Here is a 23,212-nt window from a genome sequence, read left to right as displayed (position 1 = left end):
GAATGAAGGACAGTGACGATGAAAGGTTCGAATTCCCGGTTCAGCCACCGCGCCTCGCAGCGTTATTCGAACCTCGCGCAGGTGCAGGGCGGCATGGTCACGGATGCCGACCTGACCGAGGCCGGCCAGCTCCATCAGGCGCGCGACGAGGTGCTGGGCGGCCTTGCCTTCCGCTCGGGCGTTCCGGCGCGGGACGGGATGGTGGGGTTCGACGGCGCGGGGCTGCCATTCCTGCAGGAGGGGCAGGTCGTCGCGCGCGGCAAGCCGGGCCGCTTCACGCTGACCGGCTCGCCCTCGGGCACCGCGGCGCGCTTTGCGGCGCAGGCCGATCTGCCGGATGGCCCGCCCCTCGGCACCGGCCGCGTCCTGCTTTACGCCGATCTGTGGGAGCGCCCCGTCTTCGCGATCGAGGACGGCTATCTGGCCGATCCGGGCCTGCACGGGGCCGAGACCAGCTATCGCACCCGGACGATGGTGCAACTGAAGGCGATGCCGGTTGCCGACGCCGCCGCGACCGCCGCCGCACTGGCCGCGCTCGAGGCGGGCGCGTTCCCCTTCCTGCGCCGGGGCACGGCGCTCGCCTCGGTCGCGCCGAAGCAGACCGAGATCGCCATCGACCGCTGCGACCCCTGCGCCGACCGGATCGACATCGGCCAGACCCTGCCCAACGCGCTGTTCCGCATCGAGGCCATTGCGGTGGCGCGCGATGACGCGGGCGCGGTCTCGGCCGTCACGCTGGCCTGGTCGCTGGAGAACGGCGAGGCGCTGGAACTGGCCGCGAACCTCTCCGACGCCACGACGCGAGAGGCCTTCGCGCGGCCACCGGCGGTATATGAATTCTGCTCGCAGGCGACCGAGGCGCAGGTCGGCAGCTTCCCTGCGGGGATCGCCGCCCGGCGGCCGACGCTGTCGGAGACGCTGTTCCCGGTGCCCGCGGGCACGCCCCCCTTCACCTTCGTGCGGCGCTGGGACGGCGCGGCGACAGCCAGCCTGAGCGGCGCGGTGTCCGAGGAACTCGGCACCGGAACGCTCACGGTTTCTGGCCAGACCATCGGCCTCGCGCACGAGTTCTTCTCGCTGACGGTCGACCTTGCCGGGCGCGAAGTGCAGCCCGGAGACTACTGGCTGGTCGAGCTGCGCCGCCATGCGGCCGAGGCCGACCGCCTGCGCCTCGTCGGCGCCGATGCCGCGGGCAAGGCGCCACCGGCGGGGATCGAGCACCACTATTGCCCGCTGTTCGTCACCACCGGCGACACGGCCGAGGCGCCCGACGACGCCACGCGCCGCGGCCTGTCGATGCCCGCCCTGTCGGACCTGCCCGCCACCCATGTGGGCTTTGTTCCGGCCTGCCCGGACTGGTATGGCGAGGTGGAGACCGTCCAGCAGGCGCTCGATGCGCTTTGCAACCTTCCTGCGGACAAGGTCAGCTTCACCCCCGACCCGGACTGCGAGCGGTTCGAGGGCACGACGACCGTCGCCGAGGCGCTCGCGCGGCTCTGCACGGTCGAGGACAATGCGGGCCTCGGCCTCATGCTGCGCACCATGATGGACTGGGGCGTGGTCTGCGGCCTGAGGCTCTCGATCTCCTCGGCAGAGCGTGGCGAGATCCAGCTGTCCGACGGCGTGGCGCTCGACGCGGCCGGGCGGCTGGTGCAGGTCAAGGGCCGCAAGCTCGACCTGCGCGAGGTGAAGGGCGCCGAGGACGTGCCCGAGATTCAGCGCAAGTTCGGCGAGGTCTGCCTCGCGCTCGCGATCGGGCGCAACGACGGGGTGACGCTGCACCTGATCGATCCCGACCGCGCGAAGGGTGCGGCCGATCCGACCATGGCCGAGGCGATCCGGGCCTGCAAGACCGGCAAGAAGGGCGGCCTGCTGGGCGGCAAGGCGCTCAAGGCCCTGACCCGGCCCGAGCGCGAGGTGCTGCGGAAGGTCAACATGGTCTGGTCCGAGCGCAAGGCGCTCGACGGCAAGCTGGGCCTTTCGGTGGCCGAGGCGCAGACGCTCGACCGCGTCTCCGAGGCATTGCTGGCCGATTATGCCGAAGCGATCTCGGCCGAGGAGGCTGACGAGATCCGCGAGATCTGGAAGCTCGCCGACACCGAGTTCGACCCCGGCCGGCGGGCCGGCGGCGCTGCGGATGTGCGGCGGATGCAGCGGGCCGTGGCGCGCATCGCGACGCTGGGCGAGTTCGAACGTCGCTTCCTCGAGGATTGCGAGTGCCGCCACGCGCTCACCCCCTGCCCGCCCGATGCGCCCGAGCCCGCCTATGTGCCGCTCGGCTGCATCGTTTTCGCCGATCCCGAACCCGGCGTGCTTCGGATCGGGCGGATCTGCCACTTCTGCTGCCGCCGCCAGGCGATGAGCTGGCGGGCCTGGCGCTACCACCGTGGCAGCTTCACCCAGGACCTGTTCGCCAAGCTCGAGAAGGTCTGCTGCGTGGCCGAAGTGAAGCCGAAGCCCGGCGGCTTCGACGACGACCTGGACACCTGGCCTCCGGGGCGCCGGCCGGACTTTCCGGATCTGGAGCCCGAGGTCGATCTGCTCTGGCCGCCGAAGATCGGGCCGGACGACCTGCTGCCCGGCGGAGGCTTCACCGATCCCGTGCCCGACGACATCCGGGTCCGGCCCGACATCCTGAAGCTGGGGCTGAAGGATGCGGTGGACGTGCTGACCGGCAACGGGCTCGAGATCGCGGAGGTGATCGACCTCGACCGCGACCCCGCCGGCTTCGGCAAGGTCTTCGAACTGGCGGAGGCGGCCGGAACCTCGGTCCGGCTCGATGCGGTGCCGAAGGCCGGCGACCGGGTGGCGGTGCTGGTCCGCGGCGGCGAGGCGCTGGGCTTCGCCACCATCGGCGCGGGAAGCGGGCGCTTCCGCTTCCGCACCCGGTCCGAGGACGAGGCGGTGCAGGCCGAGATCGCTAAGGCGGTCGAGGCGGCGACGAAGACGCCGACGACGATCGACACCTCGGTGATCGAGGCGAAGCTGCGCGATCTGGCCATCGACCGGGACCGGCTGAACCAGGACCTCGTCGGCCTGCAGTCCTCGCGCGCGGCGCTGGCCGAGGGCCTTGCCGCCCTCGGGCCGCAGCGGGCCGCCGCCGAGGCGGGACTGGCGGGGCTGAGGGCGGGGCTGGCCGAATTCGAGCCGCAACGGGCCGCCGCCGAGGCAGGGCTTGCGGGGCTGAAGGCCGGGCTGGCCGAGCTGGACCCGCAGCGGGCGGCGGCCGAGGCGGGGCTGGCCGTCGTCAGGACGGGGCTCGCCGAACTGGAGCCGCAGCGCACGGCGATCGAAAGCGCGCTTGCATCCGCACGGACGGAGCTTGCCGCGATCGAGACGCAGCGTCGGGCCGCGGAGGCGGGTCTGGAAACGGTGAAGGCGGATCTTGCGACGCTCGAGACCCGCCGGCAGTCAGCGGAACAGGGGCTGGCCACCGCGAGGACCGAACTCTCCGCCCTCGAGGCACAGCGCGCCGACGCGATGCGCGGGATTGACGAGGGAAAGGCCGCGCTGGCCGACCTGCGCACGGCGCAGGAGAAGCTGCTGCTCGACCTGCGCGGCGCGCAGCCGGTGGACAGCCTGAACCTCGATCCCGAGGCGGTGACGCGGCTGCGCAGCAACGGGATCCTGACGGTGAGGGATCTCGATGCCGCCAGCGCACCGCAACTTCGCCGCATGCTGTCGGGCACGGCCGCGGATCCCGCCGCGCTGAAGTCCGCCGCATCGGCCTTCCTGAGGAGGTGAGGATGGCGGGCAAGCGCAGGTTGCGCCGGGCAAGGGCACTGCAGGCGCCGAAGATCCGGCGGGCTGGCGACGCTCGGGCCGCGGCGCAGCGCGACGAGGCTCGGGCCGCGATCCTGCTGGGCGGGGCGCGCGATCCGGCCGAGACCGCGGCCGAGCGGCTCGGGGCGCGGGCGTGGGACTTGCGCCCGGGCCGGTGGCCGCGACCGGGGGCCCGCGCCGGTGCACGGCCCGCCCCGCTGCCCGCACCGGCTTCCCGCGCGCTGGCCGCCCTGGGTCCGGGCCGGCCGCTGGACAGCCCGGCGCGGGCGTTCTTCGAGCCGCGCTTCGGGCGCACCCTCGGCCATGTGCGCCTGCATGACGGCGCTTCCGCCGATCGTGCCGCCCGCGCGCTCGGTGCGGCAGCCTTCACGCGCGGACCGGACATCGGCCTTGCCGCCGGCGAGAACCGGCCCGCGACCGTGGCGCATGAACTGGCGCATGTCGCGGCGGGACCGTCGCCGCTGGTGCGGCGGAAGATCAAGGTGAAGGACGACCCGAAGATCGACCTGATCCCGTCGCTCCGCGCGAAGGGCGCCGGTCAGGGCAAGGCCGGCCTCACCGCCGCGGCCGGGCTTCTCTCCGCGCCCGCCTTCCTGAACAAGGGTCCGGTCGAGGCGCAGATCGCGCAGAACCTTGCCGCGTCCGAGCGGATCTTTCCGCTGGCGGGGGGCACGCAGAAGGAGGTGGCCGCCAGCCTTGATGCGCAGATCGGCGCGCGGCGCGAGATCGTGGATTTTGCCAGGGGCCTGCGGGTGGGCTTCACCGCCCGCGGCCCGAACATCGACCCGGCCTACGCCGACCTGACCTTCGGCGAGGTCAGGCGCCGCCTGACCACCGCCGAGGCGCAGCTGCGCGCGCAAGGCCGCAGGGACGACGAGATCCGGGCGATCCTGAAGGCCAATGCCTTCCCCACCCTCGTCCGGGTGTTCGAGGACATCGCCGGGACGGCCGGCTTCACCACCGCCATCGCCGACATCAGGTCGAAAAGCCGCGACTTCGACCGGAAGGCCGCGCAGCAGAAGACGGCAAGCCCGGCCTACGATTACGCGATGGCCTGCCAGTTCGCGACCATGACGGTAATGTATGGCGGGGCGCAGGCACCCCTGAAGTCCGCGGACGTCAGCGGCACCGCGGTAACCTCGGCCGCAGGAAAGGAGATCGGCAAGTCCGACCGGACCTCGGCGGTCTGGACCGACTGGGTGCCGGGCGACTGGGGCTATGTGAAGAACACCGGGACGCAGACGCCCGCGCCCGGGCAGGAGGGTGAGAACATGATCTCGGTCGGGAACGAGCGGTTCTGGGCGCATGACGACCCGAAGAAGGCGATCCTGTCGCTGCCCGAGGTGATGGACAAGGTGCGGCGCTGGAACAAGTCGGCGAGCCTGCAGCCGCTGCGGCGCTATCCCTCGAACGGGTTGACGTGAGGGTGGCATGGCGCGCGGCAGATCCCCGAGGGCCGCCGCCCCGCCGCGCCCCTGCAAGGGACGGGGGTGGCGATGTCCGGCGTGAAGACAAGGGCGCCTCAGCCGGTCCGGCGGCCGGCGCCGGTGCGTCGTGCCGGCCCCGCGCCGCGGACCGCCACGCCAGAGGCGGGGCGGCTGGTGCAGCCCGCCCTTCGCGTCGGCGCCGTCAACGATCCCGCCGAGCGCGAGGCCGAGGCGATGGCGGCGCGCGTCGTGGCGAGCGGCGCCACGAGCCTGCCGCCGGATGCCCCGCCGCGCGCGCAGCCCGGGCCTTTGGCCGCCCCCCTGCGGCGGGCGGAGGAGCAGCCGAACACCGACAGCCTGACCGTCCCGCCCCTGCCGGCCGAACAGCAGGATTTCGAGCTTCCGGCGGCGCAGGACGTGCCCACCGGCGCGCTTGAACCCGGCGATCTGGACGAGCTGGAAAGCGGCGATGTGTCGGAGACCGGCGCCGCGGCGGGCGAGCCGCAGCCGGCCCCGCCCGAGGAAGCCCCCCTCGCCCCGGCGCGCCCCGCAGGAGCGGTGGTCGGGCGCGAGGGCGGTCCCGCCCCGGCCGATGTGGCCGCCCGCGTTGCGGCGCCGGGGGCCGGGCGACCCTTGCCCCCCGCCCTCCGCGCGCGGGTCGAGCCGGCCTTCGGCGCCTCGTTCGAGGCGGTCCGGCTGCACGACGGCGCGCCCGACCGTCAGGCGGCCGCGCGGATCGGCGCCCGGGCCTTCACGCACGGCTCCCACATCTGGCTCGGGCCGCGGGAAAGCGCGCTGGACCTGCGGCTCATGGCGCACGAGTTGACCCATGTGGTGCAGCAGACCGGCGGCACCCTGCCGCGGGAGGCCGCGATCCGGCGCGACGGCTGGATCGAGGAGAAGGGCGAGGCGCTCGCCCGCCATGTGCCGGGCTATACGCTGATCACCGTGATCGTCGGCCGCAAGCTCCTGTCCGGCGACCCCGTCGCGCGCACCGCCGCGAACCTCGTCGGCGGGCTCTTCGGCCTCGTTCCCGGCGGCACCGCGATCTTCGACCGGCTGAACGAGACCAACGCGCTCCACGACGCCTTCCTCTGGATCGAGGAGCGGCTGAAGGCGCTGAACCTGACGTGGACGCGGGTCTCGGCGCTGCTCGACCGGGTGCTGGATGCGGTCGTCTCGCTCTCGCCCATCGACAACCTGACCGCGCTCTTCGCGCCACTGGTCCGCGACATCGTCACCTTCGTCGGCGAGATCGCCGGCAAGGTGCTGGAATTCATCATCCGCGGCGCGCTGAAACTGGCCGGCCCCCATGCCGACCGGGTCTGGGAGGTGATCCGCGGCGCCCGCGAGTCGCTTGGGCTGATCCTGGAAAACCCGCTGGCCTTTGCGAAGAACCTCGTGGGCGCCGTCGTTGGCGGCTTCCGGCAGTTCGGCACCAACATCCTCGACCACCTGAAGCGCGGCCTTCTGGGATGGCTGTTCGGCGCCTTGTCCGGCGCTGGGATCGAACTGCCCGAGCGGCTGGACTTCCGCGGGCTGATGAGCCTGCTGCTCCAGATCCTCGGCCTGAGCTACGCCGCCTTCCGCAAGATGCTGGTGAAGAAGCTCGGTCCTCGCGGCGAGCGCATGGTGGCCTTCATCGAACGCTCGGTCGATGCGGTGAAGACGCTGGTCGCCGAGGGCTTCCTGGGCCTCTGGCAGAAGATCCTCGGCCTGATCGACGGCTTCCGCGAGACGCTGATCGGCGGCATGACCGAGATGGTCACCACCGCCATCGTCAAGGCCGGGATCGGCTGGCTTGCCGGGCTGTCGAACCCGGTCGGTGCGGTGGTCAAGGTGGTGCTGGCGATCTACGACCTGATCGTGGCCTTCATCGAGCGGATCGGCCAGATCATGGAGGTCGCGCAGTCGATCTTCGCCTCGATCGGCGCCATCGCGCGCGGACAGGTCAAGGCGGCGGCGGATTTCGTCGAGCAGACCATCGGGCGGACGGTGCCGGTGGTGCTTGCCTTTCTTGCCGCTCTGCTGGGCCTTGGCGGGATCTCGACCAAGGTGAAGGCGGTGTTCAAACGGCTGCAGGCGCCGGTTGCCAAAGCGTTGGCCAAGCTGGTGGAGTTCGTGGTCAGGAAGGCGAAGAAGCTCTTTTCCGGGCTGATCCGCCGGCTGAACGGCAAGCGCAAGCTGCCGGGCCACGCCTTCCGGATCGGCGAGACCGACCATTCCATCTATGCGAAGAAGAAGGGCCGGCGCGTCGAGTTCCTGATCGCCTCGGAAAAAGGCACGGCGGTCGAGACGGTGGTGGAGGCGACGCGCGCCGAGCTGCCGAAGATCCGGGACGAACGCTCGCGCGCCGATGCGCAGAAGGTGGCGGACGAAGTCTCGACCACGGAACGCAAGCTCGATCCGCTGGAGAGGACCGATCTGGAGAACGAGACCCGTCCGCAGCGGGCCGAAGTGGCGAGGATCGACACCGCGCAGGCGGCCGGCGCGCGCGAGATCACCGCAGATGGCCGCCCCATCGACCGGAACGTGGCCACCACCTCGAAATCCGACACTGCCGCGCTGCTGCGAGCGCGCGAGCCGCGACTGGAAGGGTTCGAGGGCAGCGCCGCGCGCAGCTATGCCGAGCTGAAGCAGAAGGGCGAGGCCTATGCCGCCAAGCGGCAGCTGAGCTTCCCGGTCTCGACCTATTGCGAGCTGGATCACACGATCGAGAAGCAGTTCCCCAAGGCGCTGCTGGAAAACCTGCACCTGCTGGCGGTCAAGCCCACCGACGAGGCGCAGTCGGACCTGCTGCGCGGGGGCGCCGAGCGCGAGGCGCGCAACACCGCCGCGGGCCGGTCGAACCGGACGGCAGCCTATGGCGATGCCGGCGCGCGCCCCTTCGGCAAGCTGGGCAGCGAGGGGTTCGAGAAGATCGACGAGAACGCGCTGCAGTTCCCGGCCATCGCCGTCTATCACCGCAACCACGTGCTGCAGAAGGGCAAGGGCCTGCCCGATCCTGTCGAACTGGTGAAACAGGCCCGCGCCGAGGGCGGCAAGTCGCCCGCGGCCCTGGCCAAGAAGCTGCTGAAGCGCCAGCTTCAGGGCGAGATGGCCGAGATCCGGACGGTGATGGCGAAGGACCCGACCGCCACCGAGGCGATGCGGGCGGATGTCGAGGCGGGCGTTGCGGACCTCGAAAGCTTCAACAACGGGCTCTACGCGATGAACGCCACGGTGGCCGCGGCGGCCCGGGTCCCCACCCCTCCCGAGGCGCTGAATGCAGGCGGCGGGTCCGACATGCCGTTCCAGTCGCCCGGCGGCCCGGACTTCGCCCGCGAGGAGGGGGTCGGCACGCCCTATTCCGGTCGCAAGGTGGGCACCGGCGATTTCTTCGAATACGACCACATCATCGACAAGGCCTATCCGAAGCGCGCGCAGGCGCTGATGACGCTCGGCCCCGAGGATGCGGCCGAGGTGGCTCGCCGCGTCGCGCCCGACGGGGTGCCTTCCGAGGCGCAGGCCCGCCGGCTGAAGCTTCTGCAGGGTCGGCCGCTGTTCGGCGACCGGCCGATGCAGGCCTATCAGGACGAGACCGGCTGGTCCGTGCCGCTCTACCGCCCGATCGCCAAGCGCGTGACCAGCGAGGTCGGCGCGGTCGAGGATCTGGCGCCCGTCGCGGCCGCCGGGCGCACGGCCGCGCTGCCCCTGTTCGTCGCGCATGTCCGCGACAACGACCTCGGCGCCAAGCAGCGCGCCTCCGAGGCGCTGGCGGCGCCGGTGCGGACGGCCTTCCTCGCCCGGACCGAGGCGCATTCCGCCAGCGTGCGCACCCTTTATCGCGCGCAGCTGCAGGAGGTCCGGGCAATCAACCCGCCCGAGCGCACGGCAGAGGTGAACGAGCTGATGGGCCGCATCCTCACCAATGTCAGCCACTCGCTGAGAGAGGCGCGCAGCCGGACCGAGGCGCTGTTCTGACGACCGCTACCCAAAGCCCCCGGGTGTGTTCTCAGGCGCACATCGGCTGTTGGCTACTGTGCAATTGCTACGGCGGCCGCGGCGGGACAACTTTCGCAGGGCAACTCACAGCAATCGGAGACCCCATGAGATCCCTCGTCCTCGCCACTGCCCTCGCCCTCGCCGCCCCGGCCGCCTTCGCGGCGCCCGAAACCTATGTCCTCGACCCCAGCCACAGCCAGATCGTCTTCACCTACAACCACCTCGGCTTCTCGACGGGTTCGGGCATGTTCTCGGGCTTCGAGGGCGAGATCGCCCTTGACGAGGCCGATCCGACGGCGTCCTCGGTCAAGGTCTCGTTCCCGGTGACGACGATGCTGACCGGCTGGGAGGCGCGGTTCGAGCATTTCATGTCGCCCGACTTCTTCGGCGCCGCGGGCGACAAGACGGTCAGCTTCACCTCGACCAGCGTCGAGATGACCGGCGAGAAGACCGCGAAGATCACCGGCGATCTCACGCTGAACGGGGTGACGAAGCCGGTCGTGCTGGACGCCACGCTCAACCAGCTCGGGATGCATCCGATGGAGAACAAGCCCTGGGCCGGCTTCGACGCGACGACCACCGTCAAGCGGTCGGACTTCAACCTCGGGCTCTACGCGCCCTATGTCTCGGACGAGGTGGCCGTGCGCATCTCGGTCGAGGCGACGAAGGTGGAATGAACCATCCGGCCGCCATGCGTGCGGCCGGAACCCCATGACAGCGAACGGGCCGCCGGATCTCCGGCGGCCCGTTTCCGTTTGACCCGCGCGGATGCCGCGCCCCTCAGCCCCCGCGGCGGGCGGTCAGCGCGACATCGACCCGGACGCCGAAACCCACGGCGGCCTCGTCCACGTGGCTCTTGCCGATACCGAAGTCGCGCCGGTCGAGCGTGGTTGAGCCTTCCATCCGCGCAAGGTCGCCCTCGATCTCGAGCCGGAAGGGCAGCGTCACCGGCACCTTCACCCCGCGCAGATCCAGCGTTCCCCGCGCGATGTATCCCTGATCGGCCGGCAGGATCTCCGCCCGGAACACGGCCCGCGGATGGGCGGCCACGTCGAGGAACTCGGCCGAGCGCGCCTGCTCCGTCACCGCGCCGAGCGTGAGGCTGTCCGCCGCGATGGTGACCGTGACCTCGCCGTGGCGCCCCTCCACCGGCGTCTCGTCGAAGCGGATGGCGGCGGTCCAGTCCGGAAAGCTGCCGCCGACCTCGCTGCCCATCTGCCGGACGGTGAAGCCCAGCGACCCCTCCTCCACCACCCAGTCCGAGGCGACCGGCGCCAGTGCGGTCGCGGTCTCGGGGCGGGACGCGGACATCAGCGCCAGCGCGCCGCCCGCGGCGGCGGCATAGAGGGCAAGCGCCGCCAGCGCCGGCCCGGCGGACCGCGCTGCCCGGCCCGGTCCTGCGGCCCGGCCCCAGGCCATGCGTGCAAGCGTCTCGTCCCGGTCCGCCAGCTGGTGCTTCAGCGCCCCCGCCACATGCAGGCCGATCGCCAGGATCATGGACCAGCCAAAGGCCACATGCAGCGCGCCTGCGACCTCGGCCACCGCGGCCGACTTCGGCACCAGCGGCAGGGACTGCCCGAGCGGCCAGAGGATCGGCGCGAACCCGTCGCTTGCCGCATGTTCGACCCATCCCGCCAGCGGCACGCCCAGAAGCGACAGATAGAGCAGCCCGTGCACCGCACCGGCAAGGGCGGTCTCGATCCGCCGCTCGGGATGGAGCGGGGCGGGCCGCGGCTGCACCAGCACCCAGAGCACGCGCAAGAGCGCCATGCCGAAGATCGCGACGCCCAGCGTCTTGTGCAGCGAGAAGACCTCGACCTTGCGGGCAAGGGCCTCGGGCGTGTCGTGCGGCAGCCGGTTCGCGATCAGGCCAAGAGGCGCCGCCGCGAGGATCATGACGGCCATCAGCCAGTGGAAGCTGCGCTCGACCGCCCCATAGCTGCGGGTTGTATTCGTGAGGGCCATGGACTGTCTCCTTTCGCGCGAAAGGCTAGTCGGTCGGGCATCCGACCGGAATGCGAGGCGCCGCACAGCCGATGTGCACGATCGCAGCGCGGACGCAGCCGATCCCCTTCACTGAGGCCGGCGTGCCTGTTGCCCAGCACCGGACGCGGCGGCCCGCCTTGGTGTATCTGGTGCGACCTGCCGGAGCCCCGGATGCTGAAAATGGGGTCGTCCTTCAATGCCGTGGGGGAGAATCTCCTCGACAGGCCGCAGCTCCGTCAATAGGCTGGCAGGGTGTCATTTCCTGTCAGGTGCCGCATGTCCTTCGCCAAGGCCACCGATCTGCTCCGGCTTGCGGAGATGGCGGCGTCGCGCCACTTCGGGGTGGGCCTTCAGGAGATCGAAGCCGAGTTCGAGGTGGACCGCCGCACCGCGCAGCGCATGACGCGGGCGCTCGAGGACTGCTTCCCGAACGTCGAGACCCGGACCGACGACCAGCGCCGGAAGTTCTGGAAGCTGAAGGGCGAGGACGCGCGGCTGATGCTGGCCCGCGGCATCCGTGACAGCGAGCTGGCCGCGGTCGAGATGGCGATCCGCCGCGCCGAGCGCGAGGGCGAGGTGCTGGAGGCGGCGGCCCTGCGCTCGCTCCGCGACCGGCTGCTGTCGGGGATGCCGGGGCCGCACGCCCGCCGGGCCGAGGCCGATGCCGAGGCGGTGCTTGAGGCGCATGGCTTCGCCTCGCGGCCGGGTCCGCGGGTTCGAAGCGACCCGCATGTCCTGTCGATCATCGCCGAGGCGCTGAAGGGGCCGCATCTCGTGACGATCACCTATGCCGGCGGCCGCGACGAGGCCCCGCGCGAGCGCAGGCTGGAACCGTATGGCCTGCTGCTCGGCATCCGGCGCTATCTCGTGGCGCGGGAACAGGGGGGCGACGGCCGCTTCCGGCATTTCCGGATGGACCGCGTGCTGGGCGCGCGGCTCGAGGCGCCGTCCTTCATGCGCGACCCCGGCTTCAACCTCGACGACCATGCCGCGCGGGCCTTCGGCTCGTATCACGCCGATGCGGAATTCGAGGAGGTCGTCTGGCGCTTCTCGCCCGAGGCCGCTCCGGTCGCACGGGAATTCGTCTTCCACCCGCGGCAGGAATTGACGGACGAGCCGGACGGCGCGCTGACCGTCCGGTTCCGCGCCTCGGGCTGGCTCGAGATGGCGTGGCACCTCTACCAGTGGGGAGACGCCGTCGAGGTGCTGGAGCCCGAGGGCCTCAGGAGCCTGTGCGCCGGCCACCGGCGCGCCGATTTCGACGCGCTGCCCTGATCCCATCCGGGTTGCCGCAGACCCCGGCTTGCAGATCCCGCTCCTCCGGTTAGCCGGCGTGCGGCCGTCGCGCCCTGCCCCGCAAGGATCAGGCCGCGGGTCAGGTCCGGCGCGCAGGCCGTTCTAGGCACGAGGAAAGTCCGAGCCCCGCCTTGGACTACCCGCGCGCGGCGCTACCTTTGGCCGGCTCGGATTTGCCCGCGCGCTGGCGTATCGCTGCCTTCGTGACGGAACGTGGATTGCACGGCTGGCCTTTAACCGAGCTGGAACCCGCCGTTCATGCCCGGTTCACCATGTCTCTGCTAAGGCAAAGCCCATGATCAGGATCCTCGCCGTCATCTGTCTCTGCCTCGGGACCGTCGGGCCGACGGCGGCATCCGCCTGGGACGAGTTGAGCCAGGCCGAATTGCGCGACAAGGTCCGCAAGGGCGAGAGCATCAGCCTGTCGCGCATCCTGCGCAAGCTGAAGGCTTCGGTCGAGGGCGAACCGGTCGATGTCCGCGCCTACAGGGCGGACCGGGTGGTCTATCGCGTCGTCGTCCTGCAGCCGACCGGTCGGCTTGTCAGCGTGGTGGTGGATGGCGCCAGCGGCGACTTCGTCCCCAGCAACAGCGCGACCGCGAAGCAGATCCGCGAAACCGCCCGGCGCAATGCATCGGCGGCCGGCACTGCCTCGCCCCGCGGCACGGCCAGCACCTCCGCCGGGCCGGGACCCGGCACCAGCGCGTCCGGCAGCACGAAGGGAACCAGCGGAACCCCGGGAAGCGGCAGCGCTGCCGGAGGCAAGGGGAACAGTGGCGGGAGCGGCAACAGCGGCGGAAGTGGTGGCGGCAACGGGAATGGCGGCGGCAACGGGAATGGTGGCGACAACGGGAACGGTGGCGACAACGGGAACGGCGGCGACAACGGGAATGGTGGCGACAACGGGAACGGTGGCGACAACGGGAACGGTGGCGACAACGGGAACGGCGGCGGCAACGGGAACGGTGGCGACAACGGGAACGGCGGCGACAACGGGAATGGCGGCGGCAACGGGAATGGCGGCGGCAACGGGAACGGTGGCGACAACGGGAATGGAGGCGGCAACGGGAACGGTGGCGGCAATGGGGGCGGGAACGGGAATGGTGGCGGTGGCGGGAACGGAAGGAAGTAGATATGGTTTTCCTTCCACCACACAGGAGCCCGGATGCGGATACTGCTTGCCGAAGACGAGGTGGCGCTCTGCGACCAGATCCGGCGCGTCCTTGCCGCCGAAGGCCGCGCCGTGGATGTCGCGCATGACGGCGACGAGGCGGCGTTCCTCGGCGCGACCGAGCCCTATGACGCAATCATCCTCGACCTCGGGCTTCCGCGGCGCGACGGCCTCTCGATCCTGAAGGACTGGCGCAGCCAGGGCATCGACATCCCGGTGCTGATCCTCACCGCCCGCGACGGCTGGTCCCAGCGGGTGGACGGGCTGGACGCCGGCGCCGACGACTATCTCACCAAGCCCTTCCACATGTCCGAACTCGCGGCCCGCATCCGCGCCATCCTGCGCCGCCGGATGCCCTCTGCCGATCCGGTGTTCCGCAAGGGCTCGCTGGAGTTCGACACGCGCACGGGCCGAGCCACGGTCGAGGGGGTGCCGGTGGACCTGACCCAGCAGGAGGTCGCGGTCATGACCTACCTCGTGCACAACATCGGCCGCATGGTGCCCCGGACGGAGCTGTCCGAGCATATCTACAGCTATGACGGCGACCGCGACTCGAACACCATCGCCGTCTTCGTCGCCCGCCTGCGCCGCAAGCTGGGGCCGGACCTGATCCGGACCGTGCGCGGCCGCGGCTACAGCATCGACGCGGACTGATGCGCTCGCTGCGCAGGCGGGCGATCCTTTCGGGGATCGCACTGGCGGCGCTGTCGGTCGGGCTTGGCGGCGTCACCCTGTTCCTGTTCCTCGACGCCCTCGCGCTGCGCCAGTTCGACGAGGCCCTCGCTGACCGTCACCTGCAGGTCGTCGCGGCCTTCGACGCCGTGGGCCCCGATGCCGAGGCGATGAGCGGGCTTCTGGGCGTCCCCTCCTACGAGTTGCCGCATTCGGGCCGCTACTGGCAGGTGGTGGGCGAGACGGGGACCATCACCGCCTCGACCTCGCTGCTCGACAGCGTGCTGCCGGTGCCGGAACGGGTGACGAGCCGGCTCGGCGTGACCGAGGCCGAGGGACCCGGCGGGCAGGTGCGCATCGGCCACCGCCGCATCGACCTCGAGGACGGCTCGGAAGCCACGGTCATGGTCGCCGAGGCGACGGAGCGGCTGGAGGAAGAGCGGCGGCTGGTGCGCAACGGCCTTGCCGCCGCCTTCGGTCTGGTGGCGCTGTTCGGCCTGCTGAGCGCGATGCTGCAGACCTCGGCCGTGCTGCGGCCGCTGTCGACCCTGCGGCAGGACATCGCCCGGCGCTGGCAGCGAGAGGAGGCGCTGGACCCCGCCGACTATCCCTCGGAGGTCGCCCCGGTCGTGGCCGATATCAACCTGCTGATCGCGCGCAACCGCGATCTGCTCGGGCGCACCCGGCGGCAAGCCGCCGATCTCGCCCATGCGCTGCGCACCCCTTCCGCCATCCTGCGCAACGAACTCGACAGCCTGCAACAGGCCGGCGCCCCGGTCGAACGTGCCGCCGAGGCGCTGGACCGGATCGACGCGCAGATCCTGCGCTCGCTGGCGCGCATCCGCGCGGCGAACGTGCCCGTCGGAGGAACACGGGCGGACGTCCGGCAGTCGGCCGAGCGGCTCGCGCGCCTGTTCCGCTCCATGCCGCTGAGCCTCGGCAAGACGCTGGAGATCGAGGTAGAGCCCGACCTGCGCATCGCGATGGATGCGCAGGACCTTGAGGAGGCGCTGGGCAACCTCATTGAAAACGCGATGAAATGGGGGCGCAGCCGCGTCGTCGTGCGCGCCGCCTCGGACGAGGGCCGGGTCTCCGTCTCGGTCGAGGATGACGGGCCGGGCCTGCCCGAAAGCGCGGTGGCCGAAGCCCTGCGCGCCGGTGGACGGCTCGACACGAGCGCGGCGGGCTCGGGCCTCGGCCTGCCCATCGCGCACGACCTTGCCGAAGCCTATGGCGGCAGGATCGAGCTGCAGCCTTCGGATCTGGGAGGGCTGCGCGCCACGCTCTCGCTGCCGCGCGGCGGGCCACCCGGACTGCCTGCGCTGGGCGGGCAGCCCTGACCGATCGACCCGATCCGCACAACTTTAACGGCAGATGAACAGCTCGTTCGCCGCCTGTTCAACTCTTCTGTGCTTGGCTGTCGTTCCGCATCCGCTGCGCTTGCCGCGTGGATCGGCGGAAGCCGATGACGACAGGAGACTCCATGCCACTGCCTAAGACCCCGACCCATCCGCAGGTTGTCATCCGCCGCCGTCCCCCCGCGGTTGCGGCCCCCGGTCGGTCAGAGCGCGTCCTTTCGGGCGAACTGGCCGACCGGGTTGCGCGGCTGCGCCCGCTTGCACGGGTGGAAGGCGTGGCACTTGATGTCCGCGCCGACGACCGGGCCGAAGAGGCGCGGCTGGGCGACGCCGAGCGCCTCCTCGACCTGACGACGGCGCTGGTGCGCAGCGCGATCCGCTTCACCCGACGCGGCACGGTGTCCGTCCGCATCGGCGGCGAGCCGGACGGGCCGGTGACGCTGTCGGTGCGCTTCGGCGACATCCGCGAGGCGGCACGCGACGACGGGCTGATCTGGGCCCGCGCCACGCCCGTGGCCGGGCCGTCGATCCAGACCCTCGTGCGGAAGTTCGTCAGCGAACTGGGCGCCAGCGTCGGCCTTGCCGCCGGACCGGGCGAGGACAGCGAGCTGGTGATCGTCCTGCCCGCTGGCCGGGAAGAGCCGGGCCGGGACGCTGCGGCGGCGGATCTCGAGGGGCTCGATATCCTCGTGGTGGAGCAGCAGCGCTCGCTCGACGGGGTGGCCTCGGCTCTCGAAATGCAGGGCGCGCGGGTGGTGCGGCGGTCCGACGCCGGCCCGGCCGCAAGCCTGCGGTTCGATCTGGTGCTGATCGACCTCGACGGTCCGGTCGATGGCCTCGAGTTGCTGGGCGCGCTCCGGCGCCGCGAGGCTGCGGCGGGTCGCTCTCCGGTGCCGGTGGCGGGATTGGCCTGTGAGGCGCCGCGCGAGGAGGCGGAGCGCCTCTTCTGCGGCGGCTTCGACGCGGTGAAGCTGAAGAGCGCGCCGTCCGAGGACCTCTGCGCCACGATCCGGCGCCTGACCCGCAGCCATCGCCCGATCCTGTCCCTGCCGCGGATTGCCCTTGCCTCGATGGTGCAGCGTCCCGAGGGCGGCGGCTGCGCCGGAGTGCCCGGATTTCCGGCGATCGGCCCGATCGGCCGGCTACGCTGAGCCGCAGCGCCCGCCGCGGTCCGGGACTGGCGGGGCGAGATCGCCGCGCCTCGGGTCCGGGTTCAGCCCGGCAGGCGCGAAACCATCGCAAGCATCAACATACCCATCCTCGCGGTAAAACTCCTGGCGGATCAGTCCGGCAGGTGCGGAAGGCCCATGGCAAGGGCCTCCCATTCGGGACCAGATCCGTCGATGAGCGCGATGCGCGAGCCGTCGGGATGGATGGCCTCGACAGACAGCCCGCCATCCTGCGCGCGAAGCAACCGGACCTCGGCCAGATGATCGGTCCGCAGGTGCAGGTTGAAGCGGGGGTCCATCACGTTGATCCAGTAGCCCGCCGGCAGGATCCGCTCGACCGTGCCGCGGAAGACCTGCAGGCAGCCGGCGTTTCCGACCCGGATCCCGAGCGGCACCTGCCCCGCTGCGGCACGTTCCAGAAGCTGGGTCACAGCCTCCGGAGCAAGCCCGAGGCAGCCAGCCGTGCCCGTCCCCGCCGCCGGCGCCGCGGCCGGGGCAAACGGCAGTGCATCCGCCTGGTCGGGCAGGCGCAGCGCCTCGACCAGACGGTCGAAGGCGGCAAGGTCGCTTTCGGGCGTCAGGTGGATCTTGTGCACCGCCTCGCCGGCGGCATCGAAGATCTGGATCGATCGCTTGGCCGCCTTGGCCGTCTCTTCGGTGACGGCGAAGGCATGGACCCAGTGCTCGGGGAAGATGTGCAGTTCGATCTCGGGGCCTGCGACCCTCGCCTCGCAGGGGTCGTAGCGCTCGTAACTGCCCTGCCGCTCCTGCACCGCCGAAGCGTTTCGGGTCAGCGCCAGCGCCTCTCCCAAAGCGGCGGCGAGCGGCATCAGCCGGTCGGGCGCGGCCTCGATGGCGACGGCGCCGGGGCCCACGAAGGCGGCGACCAGCGCGGCCTCGGGGATGCCATGCGCCTCGGCAAAGTCGCGGGCGCGGGCGCGATGGGCGGCGGCACGGGCGGTTCTGATCTCAGCAGGCGTCATCGGGGCGGTCCTTCCGGGTGGGCAGCAGGCGCCGGCGACGCGCGCCGGGCGTCCGCAATCGTTGGCACAGCAGCCGCCGGCTGCGGAAGGCGCAAATTGACGCCGGGATCGGGCGGGACGATGGCGGGGCCGGCCTGCATCCGCATGGCGGCCCCTTCCCGGGCGCCGACGTCGCGGAGCGTGCCCGGCGCGCCGCGACCCTCCGGGGCGGGGCCGGGCAGGCGTGACAGGGGTCAATGCCGCGCGGGATGACTGGCTTATCCTTCGGGCCGGCAGAGGAGAGAGGGATGACCATCATGGACAGCAAGCTCTGGGCGCTGGTGCTCGATTCCAGCCATGCGCGGATCCTGAAGGGACTGGAGGAGGACCGGCCCCCGCCCGAGATCGAGATGCACATCGAGGCGCACAAGCTGCGGGACATCATGTCGGACAAGCCCGGCCGCAGCTTCAGTTCCACCGGCGAAGGCCGACGCTCGGCGATCGAATACGGCTCCGATCCGCTGCGCGAGGAAGAGAAGGACTTCCTGCGCAAGATCATCGCGGAACTCGAGGATCATCACGAGGCCGGCGAGATCGAGCGGCTCGCGATCTTCGCCGAGCCGCGGATGCTCGGGCTGCTGCGGACCTTGCTGCCGGCATCCCTGGGACGGCTGGTGGTCCACGAGAAGGCCATCAACCTCGTGCATGTGGCGCCGCACGACCTGCCGAAGGTGCTGCGGCGCCACCTGGAGACGTCGGAGTAGCCGGCGGCGTTCCGGCGCCGGGGAGGGTGCCGGAGCGCTTGGGGCCGGCACCCTGCCTTGTCAGCCGATGAGGAAATCGCCACCCGTCAGGTTCAGGCCGGGCGAGACCACCGCGAAGCGCACCGCGGCAGACCCGCCCAGTCCATCGCGATCATACCAGAGGGTGCCGGTATCGGTCTCGTAGATGATCCGGTCGGACGCATCCGCCGCGCGCCCGGCCGCGTTGCGCGCGAAGGCGCCGGCTGCAAGCGACCCCTCGGACAGCGCGGAAAAGATGCGGTTCTCGAGCCGGATGGTGTCGTCCACGGCGCGAAAATCCACGATGCGGTCGACGTTGCTGCCGCCGAGCGTGGTGGAGAAGACGAAGACGTCCTCGCCCGCCCCGCCCATCATGCCGTTGGCCGCCGAATTGCCGGTGATGCGGTCGTCCCCGCTGCCCCCCAGCGCAACCTCGATCATGGTGCCGAGGGCGATGGAAAGGTTGCCGACCGCGCCATAGACGTTGGAGACCGAACCGGGGCGAAGGTCGATCTGCTGCCCCTCCGACGCGGAGCGCAGGTCGAGCACGTCGCGCCCGCCCTGGTCGAAGATCGTCCAGGCGACTTCCTCGTCCGGAAGGCCCGCGATGCGGTTGTAGATCCCGCCTGCGGTCGCGTTGTCGCCATAGACGGTATCGCCGCCGCGGATGTTCCGCGTCGGGCCGTAGAGCGTCTGGATCGCCAGGATGTCCGCGATCATCGGCGTGACCACGAAGGCGTAGTCGGCGTCGATGAAGGTATTGTCGGTCTGGCTGAAGTAGGACATCACCGTCGCCTGCCAGCTGTCGTTGGCATAGTGGTTGTCGGTGCCATACTCGGCATAGCCGTTGTAGTTGCCCGCATGCCCCAGCCCGAGCGCGTGGCCGATCTCGTGGATGTAGGTCTGCAGCGAATAGCTGTTCAGCCCCGTCCCGTCGTTCTCAAGCCAGTTGCGGCTCACGTTCACCTCGGATGAATGGATCGTCCCGCCGGAGTAGACGGAGGTGCTGTAGGCATCGTCGCCGAGATCGTCGAAGTGGATGTGGACGGGCGCGCCGGCGTTCGGCGTGGTGTCGAAGCGGATGCCCGTGACGGCCGACCAGGTCTGCAGCGCCACCGTGGCGAGCCGCTGGCCGGCGGCGGTCAGGTCCGACAGATCGACGTTGAGCGTATCGCCCTGCCCGACGTCGAAGCTGCGCGACGACGTGCCCGTCGACTGCCAGTAGCCGTTGACCAGCTGGTCCGCGATCTGGTGATGCGTGAAGACGGGCGACCCCTCGCCGCGGGTGACGGAAAGGGTGTATCGGCCGGTGTACTCGCCACCGAAGGACCCGGCCGAGATGTAGAAGGTGCCGGTCGTCGTCGCGGTGAAGGTGAGAAACGAGTTCATGTCCGTTCCGCCGTCATCGTCACTGGCCAGCCAGCTCCCGTTTGGGCCGCGGATCTCCAGATAGGTGTCCTCGACCGGCGAGGCGCCGCTTCCCGCGAGGCTGATCGAATAGGTTTCGCCGGCGACCAGCCTGATGCCGATGAAGTCCTCGTCGCCCACCCTGCCGAGGGTTCCGGTGAACTGCCCGCCGGGGCTGATCCGGTAGGGCGTGGCCGTGGTGGCCGGGGCATCCACGCCTTCGGTCACGACCGTGCGGGCAAGGAACGACTCGAGCGGTGATGGCAGGCTCATGGGCAGGAATCCTCTGGTTCGGACGCAGGTCAGCGCGACGGGACGGCGTCAGGCAGGTCTGGCCCGACACGGGAAAGCAGGGTCTCGGCGAAGCGCGCGATGGCGCCCTCGGGGAGCGTCTCGCGATCGACGACGGAAAGCTCGAGGATCGGCGTGGTGCGCTCGCCCTCCGGCAGGCGCCAGCCGAGACGCGCGGCAAGGCGCGTCGGCCCGGCTTCCACCACCTCGAGCCGGAAAAGCGCCGGCTCTCCGGCGGGGATGCGCGGCAGGGCGCGGCCGTGCATGGTCATGAACGCCTGCTGCACCGCGATGCACAGGCGCTCGGCCGGCTCGGACGCGGCAGCGGCGCCCCCGCAGGACAACCCTGCCTCGCCGGCCTCCGCGACGGCGGCCGAGAGACAGAGGGCCAGGGCAACCCTGAAGAAACCGATGGGCAAGATGCGGGCACGTCAAAAATGGGAGAAAAACCAGTCAGACAAATTGGTAGTCCGGGGCAGGCCCATCCACAAGCCGGAGTTGGGCGACAACGCCGGGCCGCAGGGGCCGGAATGGAAACAACGCGCGGCGCCGCGCCGCGGGACCGGGGCCGGACACCGCGCGCGACGCCACTGGCATCTTCCGGCGCAGACCCGAGCGGGCTACGGTCTGGTCCTGTCCGCCGGAGATCCCTGCCCGAATGGCCTTCACCCTGCGCCAGCTTCGCTTCTTCCTCGCCGCAGCCGAGGCCGGCAGCGTGTCCAGCGCGGCGCGGGCGCTCTCGATCTCGCAATCCTCGGTGACCGAGGCGATCCGCTCGCTGGAGGACGACCTGGGCGTCATCCTGTTCGAGCGGCGCGCCCGCGGCCTCGAGCTGACCCACAAGGGCGCGCTCTTCCTGCGCCATGCGAGCCAGATCCTCGACGATGTCTCATCGGCCCGACAGGCCTTCCGGGACGAGACCGGCAGCCTCGGCGGGCAGCTCTCGCTTGGCGTGTCCTCGCTGGTGGCGGGCTATGTGCTGTCGGACCTGCTGACGCGGTTCCGCCGCGGCTGGCCAGCGGTGGAGATCAGCGCGCTGGAAGAGACGGGCGACTATCTCCAGCACCTGCTGATCGGCGGCGAACTGGACGTGGCGGTGCTCTTCACATCGGCGATCCGGGACCGCGCCGCGCTCAACGTCGAGACGCTGCTGGTCTCGCCCTACCGGCTCTGGCTGCCGCAGGGGCACCGGCTGGCCGCGGCCGAGGCCATCGCGCCGGAGGATCTGGTGCAGGAGCCCTTCATCAGCCTGATGGTCGACGAGATCGAGGAAAGCACCCGCCGCCTGATGGCGGGCCTGTCGGTCCGGCCGCGCGTGGCCTTCCGCACCCGCTCGGTCGAGGCGGTGCGCAGCCTGGTGGCCACGGGCGCGGGCGTCGCGGTGATGCCGGGCCTCGTCTACCGGCCGTGGTCGCTGGAGGGCGACCGGATCGAGATCCGCGACGTCTCGGGCGACCTTCCGACGGTCTCGGTGGGGCTTGCATGGCGGAAGGGCGCGCCGCTCTCGGGTCCGGCGCGCAACTTCATCCGCTCGGCGCAGGGCGCCCTCCCCTTCAAGGCAAGCCCGTGACCCATCGGTTTTGCCGATAGGACAGTTCTGGCTTTTGCATTTGCGACATCCCGCCGCGCGGCATTACCGTCGCTTCAGTGCCGGGCAAACCGGACGGCCGAGGGATCGGCGTCACCACAGGGATTTTGCCATGAAAACCATTTGCCTTTCGGGCGCGACCGCCCTTTCGCTTCTCTACCCGCTTCACCCGGCGCTGGCACAGCTTGCCGCCCTCGGCACGCCCGAAGGCCAGGTCGATATCGTGGCCTGGCCGGGCTATGTCGAGCGCGGCGAGACCGATGCCAAGTTCGACTGGGTCACGAAGTTCGAGCAAAGCTCGGGCTGCAAGGTCAACGTCAAGACCGCCAACACATCGGACGAGATGGTGGCGCTGATGAACGAGGGCGGCTTCGACCTCGTCACCGCCTCGGGCGATGCCTCGCTGCGGCTGGTGGCGGGCAAGCGCATCCAGCCGGTGAACACCGATCTCGTCCCCTCGTGGTCGAAGATCGACGACCGGCTGAAGGACTCGCCCTGGCATACGGTGGGCGGCGTGCACTACGGCGTGCCCTACCAGTGGGGCCCGAACGTGCTGATGTACAACACCGAGGTCTTCAAGGACGGCCCGCCGAAGTCCTGGAACGTGGTGTTCGAGGAGATGACGCTGCCCGACGGCAAGTCGAACAAGGGCCGCGTGCAGGCCTATGACGGGCCGATCCACATTGCCGATGCCGCGCAATACCTGATGGCGCACAAGCCCGAGCTCGGCATCACCTCGCCCTATGCCCTGACCGAGGACCAGTACAAGGCGGCGCTCGACCTGCTGCGCCAGCAGCGCGAACTGGTCAGCCGCTACTGGCACGACGCCTTCATCCAGATCGACGATTTCAAGAACGAGGGCGTGGTGGCCTCGGGTTCCTGGCCGTTCCAGGTCAACCTGCTGAAGTCCGAGGGCCAGCCCGTAGCCTCGACCATCCCCGAGGAAGGCGCGACCGGCTGGGCCGACACGCTGATGCTGCATGCCGAGGCGCCGCACCCGACCTGCGCCTACCTGTGGATGGAGCATGCGCTGAGTTCGAACCTGCAATCGGACCTTTCGGTCTGGTTCGGCTCGAACCCGGTGGTGCCAGCCGCTTGCACAGATGGCAGCGGCATGCAGACCAAGGAGGGCTGCTCGGCCAACGGCTTCGACGACTTCGACCGGATCCGGTTCTGGACCACGCCGGTCGCGAATTGCGAGGCAGGCAACTGCGTGCCCTATTACCGCTGGGTGTCCGACTACATCGGCGTGATCGGCGGCCGCTGAGCCCCGGTTCCGGCTCCGGACGCCGGGCCGCCCATTTCGCTGGTCCGCGGCCTGTTCCGCCGCCCTTCT

At 70.8% G+C, this 23,212-nt stretch carries 16 protein-coding genes; 12 read left to right on the top strand and 4 right to left on the bottom strand.

What is annotated here, in order from left to right:
• Nucleotides 1–18 precede the first annotated feature (18 nt).
• From CK951_RS06805 to CK951_RS06790, 4 genes are all read left to right on the top strand, one after another.
• Nucleotides 19–3,744 carry a hypothetical protein gene (locus tag CK951_RS06805; protein WP_096785427.1) on the top strand — a complete coding sequence of 1,242 codons (3,726 nt, stop codon included), beginning with the start codon at nt 19–21 and terminating at the stop codon, nt 3,742–3,744.
• Between the two features lie 2 nt (nt 3,745–3,746).
• Nucleotides 3,747–5,207, top strand: a complete 1,461-nt coding sequence (locus CK951_RS06800) for a DUF4157 domain-containing protein (protein ID WP_096785426.1) — start codon at nt 3,747–3,749, stop codon at nt 5,205–5,207.
• 177 nt (nt 5,208–5,384) lie between these two features.
• Nucleotides 5,385–9,173 carry a DUF4157 domain-containing protein gene (locus tag CK951_RS06795; RefSeq protein WP_157764523.1) on the top strand — a complete coding sequence of 1,263 codons (3,789 nt, stop codon included), beginning with the start codon at nt 5,385–5,387 and terminating at the stop codon, nt 9,171–9,173.
• A 125-nt stretch (nt 9,174–9,298) separates the two neighbouring features.
• On the top strand, nt 9,299–9,871 hold the full coding sequence (locus CK951_RS06790) for a YceI family protein (RefSeq protein ID WP_096785424.1): 573 nt from the start codon (nt 9,299–9,301) through the stop codon (nt 9,869–9,871).
• A gap of 103 nt (nt 9,872–9,974) precedes the next feature.
• On the opposite strand, the gene CK951_RS06785 is transcribed toward CK951_RS06790, so the two are convergent.
• Nucleotides 9,975–11,159 (bottom strand): cytochrome b/b6 domain-containing protein, encoded by a 1,185-nt coding sequence (locus CK951_RS06785; protein WP_096785423.1) that lies wholly within the window; start codon nt 11,157–11,159, stop codon nt 9,975–9,977.
• Nucleotides 11,160–11,456: 297 nt separating this feature from the next.
• Between CK951_RS06785 and CK951_RS06780 the strand changes: the two genes are divergently transcribed.
• The 5 genes from CK951_RS06780 (at nt 11,457) to CK951_RS06760 (ending at nt 16,828) form a co-directional block, all read left to right on the top strand.
• Nucleotides 11,457–12,455 carry a YafY family protein gene (locus tag CK951_RS06780; RefSeq protein ID WP_096785422.1) on the top strand — a complete coding sequence of 333 codons (999 nt, stop codon included), beginning with the start codon at nt 11,457–11,459 and terminating at the stop codon, nt 12,453–12,455.
• Nucleotides 12,456–12,846: 391 nt separating this feature from the next.
• The gene (locus CK951_RS21350) at nt 12,847–13,608 is read left to right on the top strand and encodes a PepSY domain-containing protein (RefSeq protein WP_198402415.1); all 762 of its coding nucleotides are present in this window, start codon (nt 12,847–12,849) and stop codon (nt 13,606–13,608) included.
• 33 nt (nt 13,609–13,641) lie between these two features.
• A complete protein-coding gene (locus CK951_RS06770; RefSeq protein ID WP_096785421.1) occupies nt 13,642–14,301 on the top strand; it encodes a response regulator transcription factor in 660 nt (219 codons plus the stop codon).
• Nucleotides 14,301–15,659 carry a HAMP domain-containing sensor histidine kinase gene (locus CK951_RS06765; RefSeq protein WP_096785420.1) on the top strand — a complete coding sequence of 453 codons (1,359 nt, stop codon included), beginning with the start codon at nt 14,301–14,303 and terminating at the stop codon, nt 15,657–15,659. Before CK951_RS06770 ends, CK951_RS06765 begins: the two co-directional genes overlap by 1 nt.
• Before the next feature lie 143 nt (nt 15,660–15,802).
• The gene (locus CK951_RS06760) at nt 15,803–16,828 is read left to right on the top strand and encodes a response regulator transcription factor (RefSeq protein WP_096785419.1); all 1,026 of its coding nucleotides are present in this window, start codon (nt 15,803–15,805) and stop codon (nt 16,826–16,828) included.
• A 131-nt stretch (nt 16,829–16,959) separates the two neighbouring features.
• On the opposite strand, the gene CK951_RS06755 is transcribed toward CK951_RS06760, so the two are convergent.
• Nucleotides 16,960–17,829, bottom strand: a complete 870-nt coding sequence (locus CK951_RS06755) for a ChuX/HutX family heme-like substrate-binding protein (protein WP_096785418.1) — start codon at nt 17,827–17,829, stop codon at nt 16,960–16,962.
• A gap of 287 nt (nt 17,830–18,116) precedes the next feature.
• On the opposite strand from CK951_RS06755, the gene CK951_RS06750 reads away from it, so the two are divergent.
• Nucleotides 18,117–18,572 (top strand): host attachment protein, encoded by a 456-nt coding sequence (locus CK951_RS06750; RefSeq protein ID WP_096785417.1) that lies wholly within the window; start codon nt 18,117–18,119, stop codon nt 18,570–18,572.
• A 60-nt stretch (nt 18,573–18,632) separates the two neighbouring features.
• On the opposite strand, the gene CK951_RS06745 is transcribed toward CK951_RS06750, so the two are convergent.
• Both CK951_RS06745 and CK951_RS20990 read right to left on the bottom strand, forming a co-directional pair.
• Nucleotides 18,633–20,270: a M10 family metallopeptidase gene (locus CK951_RS06745; RefSeq protein ID WP_157764522.1), complete on the bottom strand. Its 1,638-nt coding sequence runs from the start codon at nt 20,268–20,270 to the stop codon at nt 18,633–18,635.
• Nucleotides 20,271–20,299: 29 nt separating this feature from the next.
• Nucleotides 20,300–20,560, bottom strand: a complete 261-nt coding sequence (locus tag CK951_RS20990; protein ID WP_157764521.1) for a hypothetical protein — start codon at nt 20,558–20,560, stop codon at nt 20,300–20,302.
• A gap of 386 nt (nt 20,561–20,946) precedes the next feature.
• Here CK951_RS20990 and CK951_RS06735 point away from each other — a divergent pair, with 386 nt between their 5' ends.
• Nucleotides 20,947–21,858: a LysR family transcriptional regulator gene (locus CK951_RS06735; RefSeq protein WP_096785415.1), complete on the top strand. Its 912-nt coding sequence runs from the start codon at nt 20,947–20,949 to the stop codon at nt 21,856–21,858.
• A gap of 130 nt (nt 21,859–21,988) precedes the next feature.
• On the top strand, nt 21,989–23,143 hold the full coding sequence (locus CK951_RS06730) for an ABC transporter substrate-binding protein (protein WP_096785414.1): 1,155 nt from the start codon (nt 21,989–21,991) through the stop codon (nt 23,141–23,143).
• Nucleotides 23,144–23,212: the final 69 nt, after the last annotated feature.

The organism is Rhodobacter sp. CZR27 (genome assembly GCF_002407205.1).
Lineage (GTDB): Bacteria > Pseudomonadota > Alphaproteobacteria > Rhodobacterales > Rhodobacteraceae > Cereibacter_A.
This window is presented reverse-complemented; position numbering and strand designations above follow the sequence as displayed.

What these genes read in the sequence shown, in the direction of transcription:
- CK951_RS06745 (WP_157764522.1), bottom strand. Translation starts at nt 20,270, where the DNA reads ATGAGCCTGCCATCACCGCTCGAGTCGTTCCTTGCCCGCACGGTCGTG.
- CK951_RS06805 (WP_096785427.1), top strand. Translation starts at nt 19, where the DNA reads ATGAAAGGTTCGAATTCCCGGTTCAGCCACCGCGCCTCGCAGCGTTAT.
- CK951_RS06755 (WP_096785418.1), bottom strand. Translation starts at nt 17,829, where the DNA reads ATGACGCCTGCTGAGATCAGAACCGCCCGTGCCGCCGCCCATCGCGCC.
- CK951_RS06785 (WP_096785423.1), bottom strand. Translation starts at nt 11,159, where the DNA reads ATGGCCCTCACGAATACAACCCGCAGCTATGGGGCGGTCGAGCGCAGC.
- CK951_RS06770 (WP_096785421.1), top strand. Translation starts at nt 13,642, where the DNA reads ATGCGGATACTGCTTGCCGAAGACGAGGTGGCGCTCTGCGACCAGATC.
- CK951_RS20990 (WP_157764521.1), bottom strand. Translation starts at nt 20,560, where the DNA reads ATGACCATGCACGGCCGCGCCCTGCCGCGCATCCCCGCCGGAGAGCCG.
- CK951_RS06780 (WP_096785422.1), top strand. Translation starts at nt 11,457, where the DNA reads ATGTCCTTCGCCAAGGCCACCGATCTGCTCCGGCTTGCGGAGATGGCG.
- CK951_RS06765 (WP_096785420.1), top strand. Translation starts at nt 14,301, where the DNA reads ATGCGCTCGCTGCGCAGGCGGGCGATCCTTTCGGGGATCGCACTGGCG.
- CK951_RS06760 (WP_096785419.1), top strand. Translation starts at nt 15,803, where the DNA reads ATGCCACTGCCTAAGACCCCGACCCATCCGCAGGTTGTCATCCGCCGC.
- CK951_RS06750 (WP_096785417.1), top strand. Translation starts at nt 18,117, where the DNA reads ATGACCATCATGGACAGCAAGCTCTGGGCGCTGGTGCTCGATTCCAGC.
- CK951_RS06730 (WP_096785414.1), top strand. Translation starts at nt 21,989, where the DNA reads ATGAAAACCATTTGCCTTTCGGGCGCGACCGCCCTTTCGCTTCTCTAC.
- CK951_RS06800 (WP_096785426.1), top strand. Translation starts at nt 3,747, where the DNA reads ATGGCGGGCAAGCGCAGGTTGCGCCGGGCAAGGGCACTGCAGGCGCCG.
- CK951_RS06790 (WP_096785424.1), top strand. Translation starts at nt 9,299, where the DNA reads ATGAGATCCCTCGTCCTCGCCACTGCCCTCGCCCTCGCCGCCCCGGCC.
- CK951_RS06735 (WP_096785415.1), top strand. Translation starts at nt 20,947, where the DNA reads ATGGCCTTCACCCTGCGCCAGCTTCGCTTCTTCCTCGCCGCAGCCGAG.